This window comes from Nocardia sp. IBHARD005 (assembly GCF_052814245.1).
This window is the reverse complement of record NZ_CP199935.1, coordinates 5,234,467-5,248,247: the sequence shown is the minus strand read 5'-3', so window position 1 is coordinate 5,248,247 and position 13,781 is coordinate 5,234,467. Positions and strand designations below refer to the sequence as shown.

The following is a 13,781-nucleotide window of genomic DNA, read 5'->3' as shown; positions in this document are numbered from 1 at the left end:
CCGCTGTTCGATGTTCGGGGCGGGTCGCGATCCGGTGAGAACTACTTGCCTGCGTCGCCCGTGCAGTCGGCGGTGGCGAGTGAACCGCTGGCCTCGTCCTGGGCGATCACCTTGCCGCCGACGACGATCTTGCAGGAGACCGTTCCGCCGTCGATGCCCGCCATGACGCTCAGCGCGGAGTGCTTCACCAGGCCGGTGATCGTCACATTCTTCGACCACGGCAGTGGTACGTCGTCTTCGGTCTGAACGTTGAGGGTCCCGTCGGAATAGATGACGGTGCCGGTGCCCGAGCCCGCGGCCTGGTAGGAGACGGTCACCTCACGGCTGACCTCGTTCTCGATCTCATTGGCGACGGTACCGACGAACGCCACACAACCACCGACGATCAGCAACAGCACGACGAGAATGCCACCGAGTACCCACGGCCACACCTTCTTCTTGCGCGGCGGCTGCGGGTAGCCACCCTGGGGCGGGTAGCCGCCGCCGGGCGGTTGCTGGCCGTAAGGCGGTTGCTGGCCATAGGGCTGCTGGCCATAGGGTTGTTGCGGGGCGTTCATACATTTCCTCCGTGTCGTGACAGCTCCCCCCGAACGAAACGGGAGCTGAACTTCTGATCGCTCGAAAGCGCTCAGAAGATAACACCGTATCGGCGGATCACCCGTTCGATTGTCGTGCGCGACAAGGTATCTGATAGTTTGCCGGGACTCTTCGCCGCGGGCGTGCGCTGACGGCGGGCTACCTTCTCGGCAGCAGTCACATCACGCGCGATGGCAGTCGCCGGGGATAAGGTCATCGGGTGGGCATCGTCGCGGCAGAACGGATCTCGACCTGGGCGCCGTTGCGTTCACCGGTGTTCCGGGCGCTGTGGATCGCGCAACTCGTGTCCAATCTGGGCACGTGGATGCAGACGGTCGGCGCGCAGTGGATCCTCGTGGATCAGCCGAACGCGGCGGCCCTGGTGTCGTTCGTGCAGACCGCGCTCGCGTTGCCGGTGATGTTGCTGTCGATCCCGTCCGGAGTGCTGGCCGACCTGGTCGACCGGCGCAGGCTGCTGATCGGCGCGCAGACGGGCATGGCGCTCGCCTCGCTCACCCTCACCGTGTTCACCGCCACCGGCCACACCACGCCCGCGGTCCTGCTCGGCCTGCTGTTCCTGCTGGGCTGTGGGCAGGCGCTCACCGCTCCTGCCTGGCAGGCGGTGCAGCCCGAGCTGGTGTCGCGCGACCAGATCACGTCGGCGGCGGCGCTGGGCAGCATGAGCGTCAATATCGGTCGGGCCGTCGGTCCCGCGGTGGCGGGTGTGATCGTGTCGGTGGCCGGGCCGACCGTGGTGTTCGGGTTCAACACGGTGTCGTTCGTCGGCATCGTTGCGGTGCTGCTGGTGTCGAAGTGGCCGACGCGAACGAGCCCGCTACCCAGTGAACGGCCTCTCGCGGCGTTGCAGGCAGGCACCCGGTTCATTCGAGCCGCGCCTGCGATCAGGCGGGTGCTGTTCCGCGCGATCCTGTTCATCGCCCCCGCCAGCGCGGTGTGGTCGCTGCTGCCGGTGATCGCGCACGACCGGCTCGGACTGTCGTCATCGGGCTACGGTTTGCTGCTCGGTGCGCTCGGCCTCGGTGCGGTCTGTGGTGCGCTCGGATTGTCGCGGCTGCGGGTCCTGTTCACCCCTACCCAGCGACTCGCGTTCGCCGCGGTTCTGTTCGGCCTCGGCGCGGTCGCGACCGCGCTGGTCCACCACGTGGTGCTGGTACTGGTGCTGCTGGTGGGGGCCGGGCTGGCGTGGTTGCTGGCGATGTCGACGCTGAACTCGACCATGCAGTTGCTGCTGCCCGCCTGGGTCCGCGCCCGGGGTCTGTCGGTGTACATGCTGGTGTTCATGGGCGGGCAGGCGATGGGTTCCCTGCTCTGGGGTCTGGTCGCCGGTGCCTACGGTGCCGTGACGGCGCTGCTGATCGCGGCGGTGCTGCTGGCGTGCTGTGCCGTGAGCACCCTGTGGTGGCCGATCCGGCACAACGTCGAGGACATCGACCTCTCACCGGCGGCGTACTGGCCCGAACCACAACTCGTCGTCGAGCCCGACCCCGCGGACGGCCCCGTCCTGGTGATGCGGGGCTACGACGTGCCACCTCGCGACGTTGCCGCCTTCACCGAATCGATGGCGATGGTCGGGCGATCCCGGCAGCGCACTGGCGCGATGGAATGGCGGCTCTACCGCGACGTCGGCACCGTCGACCGCTTCGTCGAAGCCTTCGTCGTCCGATCCTGGGCCGAGCACATGCATCAGCACCAGGTGCGCCAGACCGCCCGTGACCAGGAGATCGAACAGACCGTCGCGCAGTACTCCGCAGGGCCCCACACCGTCTCACACCTGGTCGCCGTCGAGCCTGGTTGAAGCGTGCCTCGAACTCCTCGGCGGAAGTTCTGAAGCACCGTCCTTCTCGGACGTCCTCGACTCACGCGGCCGATGCCGGGTGAGTGTCGGTTTCCGCTTCTTCCGGGCTGGTTTCGCCGACACCTGAGTGTCGGCCAGTGCCTTCCCGTCCACGGGCGTTGGTAACCGGGGCTCGCGCTTCGGGCTCCCGAGCCTGGTGATGTCTTTCGCCCCAGGCGGCGAGATTGACCGCGGCGTTGAGATCGCGATCAAGAGTGTGTCCGCAGTCGGTGCAGGTGAAAACCCGCTGCGCCAGTGGCAACATCTCGGCACGGGTTCCGCAGCCCGAGCAGGTTTTGCTGGAAGCAAACCACCGGTCTGCTAGGTAGACCTGCCCACCCCGCCATCGCTGCTTGTACTGGACTTGACGGGCGAACTCACCCCATCCAGCATCGCTGATCGTGCGAGCAAGATGGTGGTTGCGCAGCATCCCGGCAATGCTCAGATCTTCCAACACGATCCGGTCGTGGGTTTTGACCAGATCATGCGAAACCTGATGCAGGAAGTGCTCGCGGATGTTGCGGCTACGTTGATGATGCCGTGCGAGGCGTATGGTCGCCTTGCAGCGGCGGCGTGATCCCTTTTCCCGGCGCGCTACCACCCGTGCCAATCGCCGTTGCTGTCCGAGTCTCGACGTGAGAGGGGTGGGTCGGTCGGTGATCCGGGCTACCTCGCGGCCATCGGGGGTGGCCGCGACGATCAGCGCCGACAGTCCTCTGTCTACCCCGACCCAACCGCTCGGATCACTGCCGCCGCGACCAGGGTGCCGCTGGGCCGGATGATGATCGGCGGCTTCGACAGTGAGTGAGACCCACCACCGATCAATCCTCTCGGTGACTGTCGCGGCCAATATTCTGGCATGGTTCTTGGCCAGCATCCGCCGCAACGGCCGGGTGTCCTCCCGCACACCGACCACTCCGATCCCGGGCAACCGCACCGACCGCGCAATATTGTTCTCACCGACACGGATTGGCGGGCGATTGCTGCCGGTGTATTTGTTGCGGAGTCGAAACGATCGCTTGTGAGTCTTCTTCTTGAATCGTGGAAACCCGACCCGCCGATTGCCACTGCCTGTGCGGACCGTATGAACGTGTTGAACGAGTTGATCTGATCGAAACCCGACCATGGAACCGCGACCGCCGGATCACGTCGCCGCGCATCCAACCGTGTCTTCACAGTGGCGAGACATTGGTTGTAGGCAAACCGTGCGGCTCCGGCATGGCGTGACATGACCGATCGCTGCTCGACCGTCGGGTCGAGGCAGTATCGGAAGGTCATATGCCGAACCATTCGCGCAGTCTGCCAGCTGTCACCGACAACTATTCGTTCGATGTCCATGGCCCTACCCGGCCGCCCGACTGAACCTCCGACCAGCACTCATGAGGTATCAGATACCCTCGTGGGCCAGTCGGCTGCTGACCACCTAGGATGAACCTCATGTCGCTGTTCCTCGATATCCTCCTTGTGATCACCAGCTTGCTGTTGGTGCTGCTGGTGCTGTTGCACCGCGCCAAGGGTGGCGGCTTGTCCAGCCTCTTCGGTGGTGGCGTGCAGTCGAGCCTGTCCGGCTCCACCGTCGTCGAGAAGAACCTCGACCGCATCACCATCTTCGTCGGCATCGTCTGGTTCATCGCGATCCTCGGCATCGGCCTCGAGATCAAATTCGCCTGAGTTCGCACCCAGTTCTGCCCTGCTGACCCGCGCACAGCATGTCGGTAGGGTATTTCCATGAGCTATGGGGGAGCTGTGCCGGTCCAGGTCGTCGAACGAGGGGATCGGAGGGCGCCGAGGTGGTGGCCCGTGGCATCCAGCGTGATCGTCGGTGCCGTCGTGCTGTGCTGTCTGGGTCTGCTGTGGACGGTCCTCAGCAAAGCCGACCTCGGGCTCACGCTGGTGCTGTTGGCGTCGCTGGCGTTCACCGGCCTGGTGTGGGCCGTGTGGTCGATTTCCGGGCTGATCGTCTATCGGGTCGGGTGGATCAGTCTGGTCGCACCGGTCGTCGTGGTGATCACCGTCGGCATCACGTGGAGCGGACTGCCGAATCGGCTCGGCTGGTGGCTGTCGGAATCCGCGCTGACGGGTGCTGCTCTCACTTGTGATCCTGCCGACGGCCACCGGCGAATCGGTGTGTACTCGGTCGGGCGCATCAGCACGCGGGACAACGGTTGTCTGCTGACCGTGTCGGGGATGGGCCTGATCTCTCCTGCCGGGTTCGCCTACATGCCTGCAGGCGAACCACCTGCCGCGCGTGGAGAATACGACGAGCAGTACACCCATCTCGAGGGGGCCTGGTACCGGTTCTCGACCTAGCCCCGCATCAGATGCTGTGCGCCGGATTCGATCGCCGACTCGCTCAGCAGCACAGTGTCTGCGGCGGGTCCGAGCGGAACGAAACTGTCCGCGCTCGTGACACGGGCGAGCGCCCCACGGTAGCCGGCATCTATCAGCGCCGCGTAGACCGACTCGGAAACCCCACCGCTGCTACGAGTTTCGTCGGCGACCAAGACCCTTCCAGTAGCGTCGGCGTGGCGGAGCAGATCGGCGACCGGTAGCGGATTCAGCCAGCGCAAATCGAGTACCCGTGTGTGAATACCCTGCGCGGCAAGGCGATCCGCGGTCCGCAAGCTCATCGGTACTCCATTGCCGAAAGTGACGATGGTGAGGTCGTTGCCGTTGCGATAAGAGCGGGCGCTGCCGATCGGAATGTGCTCGGAACCCGTTGCCGCCAGCCATGATTCGTCGCCGGGGTGCAGATCCCTGGTGTGGTACAGCGCGATAGGTTCGACGAACAGGCACACGCGACCATCGACCCTGGCTGCTGAGACACAGGTGCGTAGCAGCGCGGCCGCGTCGTCGGCGCGCGCCGGTACCGCGACGACGACGCCGGGGATGTCGCGTAGCGCTGCCAGCGAATCGTCGTTGTGGAAGTGGCCGCCGAAACCTTTTTGGTAGGCGAGGCCCGCGATGCGCACAACCATCGGGTTGCGGTACCGGCCGTTCGAGAAGAACTGCAGTGTTGCCGCTTCGCCGCGGATCTGGTCGGCCGCGTTGTGGACGTAGGCCAGGTATTGGACCTCGGGAATCGGGATGAATCCGGCTAGTCCGGTGCCGAGCGCGGTGCCGAGGATGGACTGTTCGTCGAGGAGAGTGTCGAAGACGCGACGTGCTCCGAAGCGTTTTCTGAGGCCCTTGGTGACGCCGTAGACGCCGCCCTTGCGGCCGACATCCTCACCGAATACCAGTACATCGGAGTCTCGGGCGAGGAGTTCGCCGAGTGTGTGATTGATGGCCTGCGCCAGTGTCATCCGGGCAGTGCGATCCGCTGTCTTCGATGGATCGGGTGGTCGGGGCGCGCACGCGCGACGCAGTTCGCCGGCTGGCGCCTGTGCCGGGGGAACTCCCAGGCCGGGACGGGTGACGTCGTCGCGGATCGCGAGGGGGTGAGTCGGCGCGAGCGGCGCGATCACGGCCGCGGCGGAATCGAGCCGAGCCTCGTGGACCACCTCGTCGGCGGTCTCCCGCACGCGGGCACCGATCCGCTCGTAGCGCTCGAGCAGGTCGTCCGCATCGGCGATACCCGCCGACATCAAGTATCGGGCGGTGCCGAGAAGGGGATCGCGCGCTAGGTCGGCGGCGATATCGGCCGGACCGCGGTAGGCGGACTCGACATCGGACCCGGCGTGTCCACCGAGCCGGACGGTGCGCAGGTGCAAGAAGACCGGCACCCGCCAGGTCCGCGCCAGTTGCACCGCGTCTTGGGCGGCGCCGAGCACATCGGGAAGGTCGCACCCGTCGGCGGCGAGGTAGGTGAGCCCCGGTCGTGGGCCGTAGGCGCGTTCGATCCAATCCGGTGCGGTGGGCACGCTGATACCGAGACCGTTGTCCTCGCAGACGAAGACGAGCGGTATCGGCACGCCCTGATGGGCGGCATACAGGGCGGCATTGATGGCACCGACCGCCGTCGAATGATTGGCCGACGCGTCGCCGAAACTGCACACCACCACCGCATCAGCGGGCCACGGACACGAAACCCCTTGCTTCGCAGCCCGATCCAACGCGAAGGCCAGCCCCACCGCGCGGGGCAGATGCGAAGCGATCGTCGAGGTCTGCGGAATGATCGACGCCGCCGCACTCCCGATCACCTTGTGCCGACCGCCTGAGATCGGATCAGCAGCCGCCGCGACAACCCCGAGCAGTACATCCCGAATCGGATCCGACCCCGGAATCCGCCGGCACCGCTGCACGAAGAACGCCGCCGACCGATAGTGCAACAACGCCGGATCATCGACGCGCAACGCGGCCGCCACCGCCGCATTGCCCTCATGCCCCGAAGACCCGATGCTGTAGAACCCCTGCCGAGCGGCCCCCAACCGCCGCGCCGCCAGATCGAGATGCCTACTGGCCACCTGCGATTCGAACAATTCGATCCCGAACGCGGCGTCGATGGTCGCGATCGGGTCGATCCGGTCGGGCACAGCGAGACTGTCCATCGCGGCCCGAAAAGCCCCGTCCAGGTCAAGCGATCCCGGCGCCACCGTAACAACTCCTCGCCCGCAGTCGAGTCGACGTCCGAACCGTCGGCATCTCCAAGAAAGCTACTGTGGTCATCGATGAACGGCGTGCAATTCCCGGAGATGCGCGCATCTGTGTTGTCCGCCGTCGCAGCATTGGCCGACCACGAGTACCAGCAGCGGATCTGGCTGGAACACCGGTATCCCCACGAAAACTTCTACGACGACCTCGATGAGAGAATCCACGCCCTCTACGACGATTGCGCCGTCCTCCCGGATCCTCGACGAGCAATCAGCACGATCCTGATCGACAACGAGGAACTCGGCGCTTTGGTAGAACTCGATCGAGTGTTGTCCCTGCTTATCGACGACCTCGGTGTTGCGCCCGACTCGGTGTATGTAGGTGATGCGCGATGGGGCGATGTCATGAAGGCAGCCCGCGAGGCCTTGGTAGCGATGACCCGAAATCCATAGTGCCCCAACAAGGATCACCTCAGCTGCTAGGTAGTCGGAGCTTGCGCAAAGGCCCGTGATGGGATTCGCCATGTGGAGCACCGTGCGCGGCAAAGCAAGCATGTACCTTCCGGATCCGCGCGCGGTTGTGGGCTGACAGTCCGCAATGGCACCGAATTTCGCTGCTCGCTCGAATGGTGTAAGGGCGTGGTGAGTGCCGGGAGTGAGTGACGACACAGTCGACCTTGTGCTGCCGACATGATGGGTGATGATTCCGCTGGTGGCGGGGCATTGTGGAATCGGACCGGGGCATTACTCGGTGATTGTCAACCCACACCCAGGTTTTGACGGCGCCACAGTGGTCATGTTTACAGTGGCGCGTCCGGCACCGCGACGGTGCCGTATGTCGACATGAGCAGAAGCGGGGAGTTCGAGATGGCCGGCAAGCACCGAAGAATCAAAGCAGGAGTGATCGCGAGGCGCGCGGCACCGGCATTAGGGATCCTTCCCGTCATGTTCGCCGTGGCCTGCACCGACACCGGCGCCGATGTCGCGAGCTCGACATCGACCAGCCTGACACCCAGCGACACGCAGGCGCCCAAACCCACCACGGCCACGCCGAACCCGGCGAAACCGGAACCGGGAACAGCCACCCCGCCGCTGCCCGGCGATCGGGGCGGCGCGACACCAGTGGTCGGGCCGGGACGCACCACCACCGTGCAGCCGGGCGTCACCGCGCCGGGCGACGATCCGAACGCCGCGTTCGGGCCGCGCACCACCCCGCGTCAGCCGGGTGTCACCGTGCCGCGCGAGGCCAAGCCGGGCCCGTTCGGCGACTACGCTGTCCCGCCGGGCCACCGGACGGTGCCGAGCAACGAAGGTGCGCCGCCGGTCAACCTCGGTGCGCTGCACGCACCACGAGCGGTGGAGCCGGTTGCTCCCATCGCCCCACCGGACCGCACGCTGCGCCTCGGCGATTTCACCTCGCCGGTGCCCGACGCGGTGCCCGAAGACCTGCTCGACGGGGTGAACTCGGCGGCCGCCAACACCGAAGCCGCGATCGCCACGGGCGGAAAGTCGATCGGTATCGACCCGAGTCGCTCGGACAAGATCGCCGCGGGTGCCCTTGCTGGTGCGGCTGTGGCCGGGGTGCCTGCAGCGGTCGCGTGTGGTGTGGCCGGCGGGTTGATCACGTCTGTCACCCTCGCCCCCGCTGCCGCGGTTGCCGCCGGTGCCGCTGCGGGCGCCGCATCGGCTGGGGTACTGGCGGCTCCGGCCGCGGGCGCGGCGTTCGCGGCGGCAGTTGCCGCGGGTTCGGCAGTCGGCGCGGTCGCCTGCGGCGTGCCGGCAGCGGTCGTCGGCGGCGTTATCGGTGGCGCGGTGGGCAGCGCGATCTGACGCTGCACCGATAACTGATCTGAACACGTTGCCCTCCACGCCGATTCGGCTGGAGGGCAACGTCATTCAGGGAGCAAGGGGTGAAGCTCACTGTCCCCGTTCGACAATCGTCGCGATCAAAGTTCGCCCGTCGCGGACGGTGGTGGTGATGAGCTGGGTGTAGAGCAGGTCGTCTGCTGACGTGCCCCCGGGGCGACGTTCGGTCAGGTCGAGTTCGTAGCTGTCCGGGCCGATCTGGTTGATCTGGGCGCAGTAGGTGGTTCCGAGCGGGACGTACTTGTCGATGCCGCCCTGGATGATCGGGGCCGACCCCACGGTGTCGGCTTCGGGCGCCACATACGAGCGGGCCTTTTCGCCGTTCCGGTCGGTGTAGAACGCGTACTCGAAGCCGAGGATCACGCCGGGGCCGGAGCTGTTGTCACCAGGACCGCGGCCGATGGTCAGGCCGCCGCGCTGTTCGTCGACACAGGACAGTGGCCCTGCCGTCTTCTTCGTTGTCGTCGGCGGGCTGGTGGCGGCGATGACCACGGTTTCCGCTGGTTCGCTGTCCTGACCGGCCAGGACGACGAAGGTCATCGCCGCCGCCACACCGACCGCGATCGTCGCCACCGAACCCAGCACGATCACGCCGATCCTGCTGCGACCCGATGTCGACGCGTCGGGGAGCGCGTTGTTCGCGCGGCTGGCGTTGTACAGGTCATCGAACAGGTCGTCTTCATCCCACGAGGACTGCGACTGCTGTCGACCAGATACCTTGCCCGGCTTGAAGATCGCGGCCATCGGGTCGTCATCCCACGACGGCGGAGGTTCGCGAAGTCGATCCTCCCGGCTGGGCGGTGCGGGTTCGCGATTCGGTTCCCGCTGAACGGGCGGCGCAGGCTCGTGATCCCGCTGAATCGGCGGTGGAGGTTCGCGCCGATCCTGCTGAATCGGCCGTGAGGGTGCCGGTGGCGACCAGTCCGGCAGCCCCTCGGCGCCGGTGGTGTGCATCGGCTCATTGCCCGCGGGCGCCCGGAACTGGGGCGGTGGCGCCGGGATCGTCGCTTCCGGGGCAGACTCCGGACCGGCAGGTCGCCACGAAGTCGGAGCCTGCTCGTGCAAGCCCGCCACTGCGGCAGGATCAGGCCCGAGCGCAGCCAGCGGGGGACCGAATGGCGACCCCGAACTCTCGTCCTCCCATGGTTCTGTGGAACCCACCCATCACCCTTTCCCTTCCCATGCCGGCACCTCGCACCCGGCCCAAGCGCAACTCAGCGCACGGGGCACGACACCACCACAGGCAGGTAACCCGTGACGTTCCCGGTTCGGCAAACTCGCGTCCCCCGCCATACCGATCGCCCGACATTTTACCCGGTACACCCCGGTGCGGGACCGGACGGGATGGGCGGACAGGGGATTCGACCGACGTGCTGTGCGATAGATCATGATCTGCCGGAAATAGGTTTGAACGACTCGAACGTGGTGTGGGTTGGGCGAGCGAGCCGGTCGTCGACAGTGACCGCATGTTTCCGAAGCGGAGTGGTGGTCGCGGCTGTCAGGGTAGCTCTACACCGCCGGAAGACGGGTGGTGCGAGAGCGCCAGGCGGCAGGTGACGACCGAACGGGGACTACTGGTGTGTGGGCCTGCGGACACTACCCGCCGCCGAAGTAGGTGAGTATGTCCGAGACCCGGTCGCCTGGCACGAACGAGCCGGGGCCCCGATCACGGGGCCCCGGCTCGTTCGTTGGTGCTATTCGTCGTCGAGCAGCAGACCCGTCGCCGCGGCCTCATCGATCACCCAGGTGGTGGACTCGATGCCGACCGCGCCGGCCGAGGGGATGTCGTCGGGGGAGGCGCCGTTGACGGCGGCGGCTACCGCGGCGGCCTTGCCTTCGCCGCTGACCACGAGCATCACGTGGCGGGAGCGGTGGATCGCGGGCAGGGTCATCGTGACCCTGGTCGGCGGGGGTTTCGGGCAATTGTGGACGGCGACAACGTAATCGGTTGTCTCCTGCACTGCGGGGGAGTGCGGGAACAGGGAGTCGATGTGGCCTTCGGGGCCCATGCCGAGGACCGTGAGGTCGAATTCGCCGCGTTCGTCGAGTTCGGTGTGGACGAGTTGGGCGTAGGCGGCGGCGGCTTCCTCCGGGGTGCTGTAGGGGCCGTCGGAGGGGCCTATCGGGAAGACGTGGGCCGGGTTGAGGGGAACGAAGTCCAGTAGTGCCTCGCGGGCCTGGAGTTCGTTGCGGTCCTTGTCGCCGACGGGGACGAAACGCTCGTCGCCCCAGTAGACGTAGAGGGTGGACCAGTCGATGTCGCCCGGGGACCGGCGAACCCGCTCGAGCAGGCGGATGCCGTCGCTGCCGCCGGTGAGGGCGACCGAGGCGTTGCCGCGGTCGGCCTGGGCGGCGACGATCACGTCGACGAAGCGTTCGGCGGCCGCGTCGGCGAGCAACTCCGCGTCGTCGTGGATCTCGATCGTGTTGGCGGGGAATTCGGCACCGAGGTCGTCGTGCACATCTATGTGGTCACTCATAGGTCACCTTCTCGATTCCGGCGAGCGCCTCGGCGTAGATCTCGTCGGCGTCGAGCCGGCGCAGTTCTTCGGCGAGGCAATCGCGAGTTTCCCGGCGTGCCAGCGCGATCCGCTGGTCGGGTTCGCCGGTGCGGGTCAGCGTTGCCGTCCTTCCTAGTTGCGGGCGTTCGATGGCGATCGAATCGGTGGCGCGCTGGATCTGGACCTTCAACTCCCCGGTCTTGCGGATCACCGGGCAGTGCAGACGCGAGGCCAGCCAACCTGCCAGGGTGTCGAGTGCGGGTTCCGACGCCAGGCCCGACACGGTCACCGAGGTGACCGGTTCGAACGGCGGCTCGTCCAGCGCCGCGGCCAGCAGGGCCCGCCAGTAGGTGATGCGGCTCCACGCCAGATCGGTGTCACCGGTCGCGTAGGAGAAGCGGCGCTTCTTGATCGCGGCCTGCGGATCGGGGGCGTAGGTGGCGTCGGTGATGCGGCGCTTGGCCAGCTTGCCCACCGAGTCCATCGACGGATACTCCGGCGCGCCACGCGGCCACCACGCCACCACCGGGGTGTCGGGCAGCAGGAAGGGCGTCACGACGCTGCTTTCGTGGTTCACCAGCGCACCCTGCAGGCGCAGCACGATCACCTCGGCCGCACCGGCGTCACCGCCGACGCGGATCTGGGCGTCGAGGCGGGTCTCGGCGTCGCGGTCACCACGCGCCAACACGATGACCCGGCACGGATGTTCGCGGCTGGCGTCGTTGGCGGCGTCGATAGCGTCCTCGGCCTCCGAGGAGTCCAGGGTGCACACCACCAGCGTGAGCACCCGGCCCTGGGTGATCACGCCGTTGGTCTCGCGCAACTGCACCATCCGCTTGCCGACATCGACGGTGTTGGTGTCGGGCATGTCGACGATCACGGACGCCGCCATTCCCGCCCGCTGCGCGCGAGCATCTCATCGGCCGAGGTGGGACCCCAGGTACCGGCCTCGTAGGGTTCGGGTTTGCCGCCCGCGGCCCAGTGCGCGAGCACGGGATCGAGGATGCGCCAGGACAATTCGACCTCCGCGTTGACCGGGAACAGCGACGGCACGCCGAGCAGCACGTCGAGGATCAGCCGTTCGTAGGCCTCGGGCGAGGACTCGGTGAACGCCTCGCCGTAGCTGAAGTCCATGTTCACGTCGCGTACTTCCATGCCCGAGCCCGGGACTTTGGAACCGAAGCGCAAGGTGATGCCCTCGTCCGGCTGCACCCGGATGACCAGCGCGTTCTGGCCGAGTTCCTCGGTCATGGTCTGGTCGAAGGGCAAGTGCGGCGCGCGCTTGAACACCACCGCGATCTCGGTCACCCTGCGGCCCAAGCGTTTTCCGGTGCGCAGATAGAACGGCACACCCGCCCAGCGGCGGTTCTCCACGTGCAGGGTGAGCGCGGCGTAGGTCTCGGTCCGCGACTGCGGATCGAAGCCTTCTTCCTGGTGCAGGCCGACTACGTGCTCGCTACCCTGCCAGCCCTCGGTGTATTGCCCGCGCGCGGTCGTTTCATCCAGTGGCGCAACGAGTTTGGTGGCCGAGAGGGCCTTGATCTTCTCGGTGGTGAGCTGCATCGGCTCGAAGGAGGTCGGCTCCTCCATCGCGGTCAGCGCGAGCAGCTGCAACAGGTGGTTCTGGATGACGTCTCGGGCGGCGCCGATCCCGTCGTAATAGCCTGCGCGACCACCCAATCCGATGTCCTCGGCCATGGTGATCTGCACGCTGTCGACATAGTTGGCGTTCCAGATCGGCTCGAACAACTCGTTGGCGAAGCGCAGCGCCAGAATGTTCTGGACTGTTTCCTTGCCGAGGTAGTGGTCGATGCGAAAGACCTGTTCCTCCGGGAAGACCCGGTTGACCAGGGCGTTGAGCTCCTTGGCGCTGGTCAGGTCGTGGCCGAACGGCTTCTCGATCACCACGCGCCGCCACGGGGTGTACCCGTCGGGCTCGGGTTTGGCCTTGGCCAGGTTGTGTTCGGAGAGCTGATCGAGCACCACCGGGAACATATTCGGCGGAATCGACAGGTAGAAGGCGTAATTGCCGCCGGTGCCCCGGGTTTCGTCGAGGTTGGCCAAGGTATCGGCGAGCGTCGCGAAGGCCGCGTCGTCGTCGAAACTGCCCTGTACGAACCGCAGACCCTCGGCCAGGTGGTCCCAGACCTCTTGGCGGAAGGGGGTGCGCGCATGCTTCTTCACGGCCTCGAGCACCACCGCGGCGAAGTCTTCGTCGGCGTAATTGCGCCGGGCGAAGCCGACCAGGGCGAAACCAGGGGGCAACAGCCCCTGGTTCGCCAGGTCATAGATGGCCGGCATCAGCTTCTTGCGGGACAGATCTCCGGTGACACCGAAGATCACCAGGCTGCACGGGCCCGCGATGAAGGGAACACGTTTGTCGCGTTCGTCGCGCAGCGGGTTGTGCCACAGCCCCGCCGCCTGATCCGTCGATGCGGTGCCGGCCATCGG

The 13,781-nt window shown here is 66.6% G+C and carries 12 protein-coding genes and 1 pseudogene; 5 read left to right on the top strand and 8 right to left on the bottom strand.

Features of this window, described 5'->3' with window-relative positions:
• Positions 1-41 precede the first annotated feature (41 nt).
• Positions 42-557 (bottom strand): MmpS family transport accessory protein, encoded by a 516-nt coding sequence (locus ACTWPB_RS24705; protein WP_446222920.1) that lies wholly within the window; start codon positions 555-557, stop codon positions 42-44.
• A gap of 239 nt (positions 558-796) precedes the next feature.
• Here ACTWPB_RS24705 and ACTWPB_RS24700 point away from each other — a divergent pair, with 239 nt between their 5' ends.
• Positions 797-2,392: an MFS transporter gene (locus tag ACTWPB_RS24700; protein ID WP_446222919.1), complete on the top strand. Its 1,596-nt coding sequence runs from the start codon at positions 797-799 to the stop codon at positions 2,390-2,392.
• A 61-nt stretch (positions 2,393-2,453) separates the two neighbouring features.
• Here ACTWPB_RS24700 and ACTWPB_RS24695 read toward each other — a convergent pair whose 3' ends face one another.
• Together ACTWPB_RS24695 and ACTWPB_RS24690 are read right to left on the bottom strand one after the other, a co-directional pair.
• Positions 2,454-3,557, bottom strand: a complete 1,104-nt coding sequence (locus ACTWPB_RS24695; RefSeq protein WP_446222918.1) for an RNA-guided endonuclease InsQ/TnpB family protein — start codon at positions 3,555-3,557, stop codon at positions 2,454-2,456.
• A 38-nt stretch (positions 3,558-3,595) separates the two neighbouring features.
• A pseudogene (locus ACTWPB_RS24690) lies at positions 3,596-3,709 on the bottom strand (helix-turn-helix domain-containing protein); the annotation flags it as partial.
• Between the two features lie 159 nt (positions 3,710-3,868).
• Here ACTWPB_RS24690 and secG point away from each other — a divergent pair.
• Both secG and ACTWPB_RS24680 read left to right on the top strand, forming a co-directional pair.
• Positions 3,869-4,102: a preprotein translocase subunit SecG gene (secG, locus tag ACTWPB_RS24685; RefSeq protein WP_101468684.1), complete on the top strand. Its 234-nt coding sequence runs from the start codon at positions 3,869-3,871 to the stop codon at positions 4,100-4,102.
• Between the two features lie 129 nt (positions 4,103-4,231).
• Positions 4,232-4,741, top strand: a complete 510-nt coding sequence (locus tag ACTWPB_RS24680) for a hypothetical protein (RefSeq protein WP_446222917.1) — start codon at positions 4,232-4,234, stop codon at positions 4,739-4,741.
• Here the strand turns inward: ACTWPB_RS24680 and ACTWPB_RS24675 are convergent.
• The gene (locus ACTWPB_RS24675; protein WP_446226468.1) at positions 4,738-6,921 is read right to left on the bottom strand and encodes a dehydrogenase E1 component subunit alpha/beta; all 2,184 of its coding nucleotides are present in this window, start codon (positions 6,919-6,921) and stop codon (positions 4,738-4,740) included. The two genes, ACTWPB_RS24680 and ACTWPB_RS24675, sit on opposite strands and share 4 nt — an antisense overlap.
• Before the next feature lie 120 nt (positions 6,922-7,041).
• Here ACTWPB_RS24675 and ACTWPB_RS24670 point away from each other — a divergent pair, with 120 nt between their 5' ends.
• Together ACTWPB_RS24670 and ACTWPB_RS24665 are read left to right on the top strand one after the other, a co-directional pair.
• Positions 7,042-7,416, top strand: coding sequence for an SCO4402 family protein (locus ACTWPB_RS24670; RefSeq protein WP_446222916.1), 375 nt, complete (start codon positions 7,042-7,044; stop codon positions 7,414-7,416).
• 492 nt (positions 7,417-7,908) lie between these two features.
• On the top strand, positions 7,909-8,793 hold the full coding sequence (locus ACTWPB_RS24665) for a hypothetical protein (RefSeq protein ID WP_446222915.1): 885 nt from the start codon (positions 7,909-7,911) through the stop codon (positions 8,791-8,793).
• Positions 8,794-8,880: 87 nt separating this feature from the next.
• On the opposite strand, the gene ACTWPB_RS24660 is transcribed toward ACTWPB_RS24665, so the two are convergent.
• The 4 genes from ACTWPB_RS24660 to zwf all read right to left on the bottom strand — a co-directional run bounded on the left by ACTWPB_RS24660 (position 8,881) and on the right by zwf (position 13,778).
• A complete protein-coding gene (locus tag ACTWPB_RS24660; protein WP_446222914.1) occupies positions 8,881-9,573 on the bottom strand; it encodes a hypothetical protein in 693 nt (230 codons plus the stop codon).
• Between the two features lie 950 nt (positions 9,574-10,523).
• Positions 10,524-11,309: a 6-phosphogluconolactonase gene (pgl, locus tag ACTWPB_RS24655; protein ID WP_446222913.1), complete on the bottom strand. Its 786-nt coding sequence runs from the start codon at positions 11,307-11,309 to the stop codon at positions 10,524-10,526.
• Entirely contained in the window at positions 11,302-12,210 is a 909-nt protein-coding gene (gene opcA / locus ACTWPB_RS24650; RefSeq protein ID WP_446226467.1) for a glucose-6-phosphate dehydrogenase assembly protein OpcA, read from the bottom strand. Before opcA ends, pgl begins: the two co-directional genes overlap by 8 nt.
• Entirely contained in the window at positions 12,207-13,778 is a 1,572-nt protein-coding gene (zwf, locus tag ACTWPB_RS24645; RefSeq protein WP_446222912.1) for a glucose-6-phosphate dehydrogenase, read from the bottom strand. The genes opcA and zwf overlap by 4 nt, the downstream gene beginning before the upstream one ends.
• Positions 13,779-13,781: the final 3 nt, after the last annotated feature.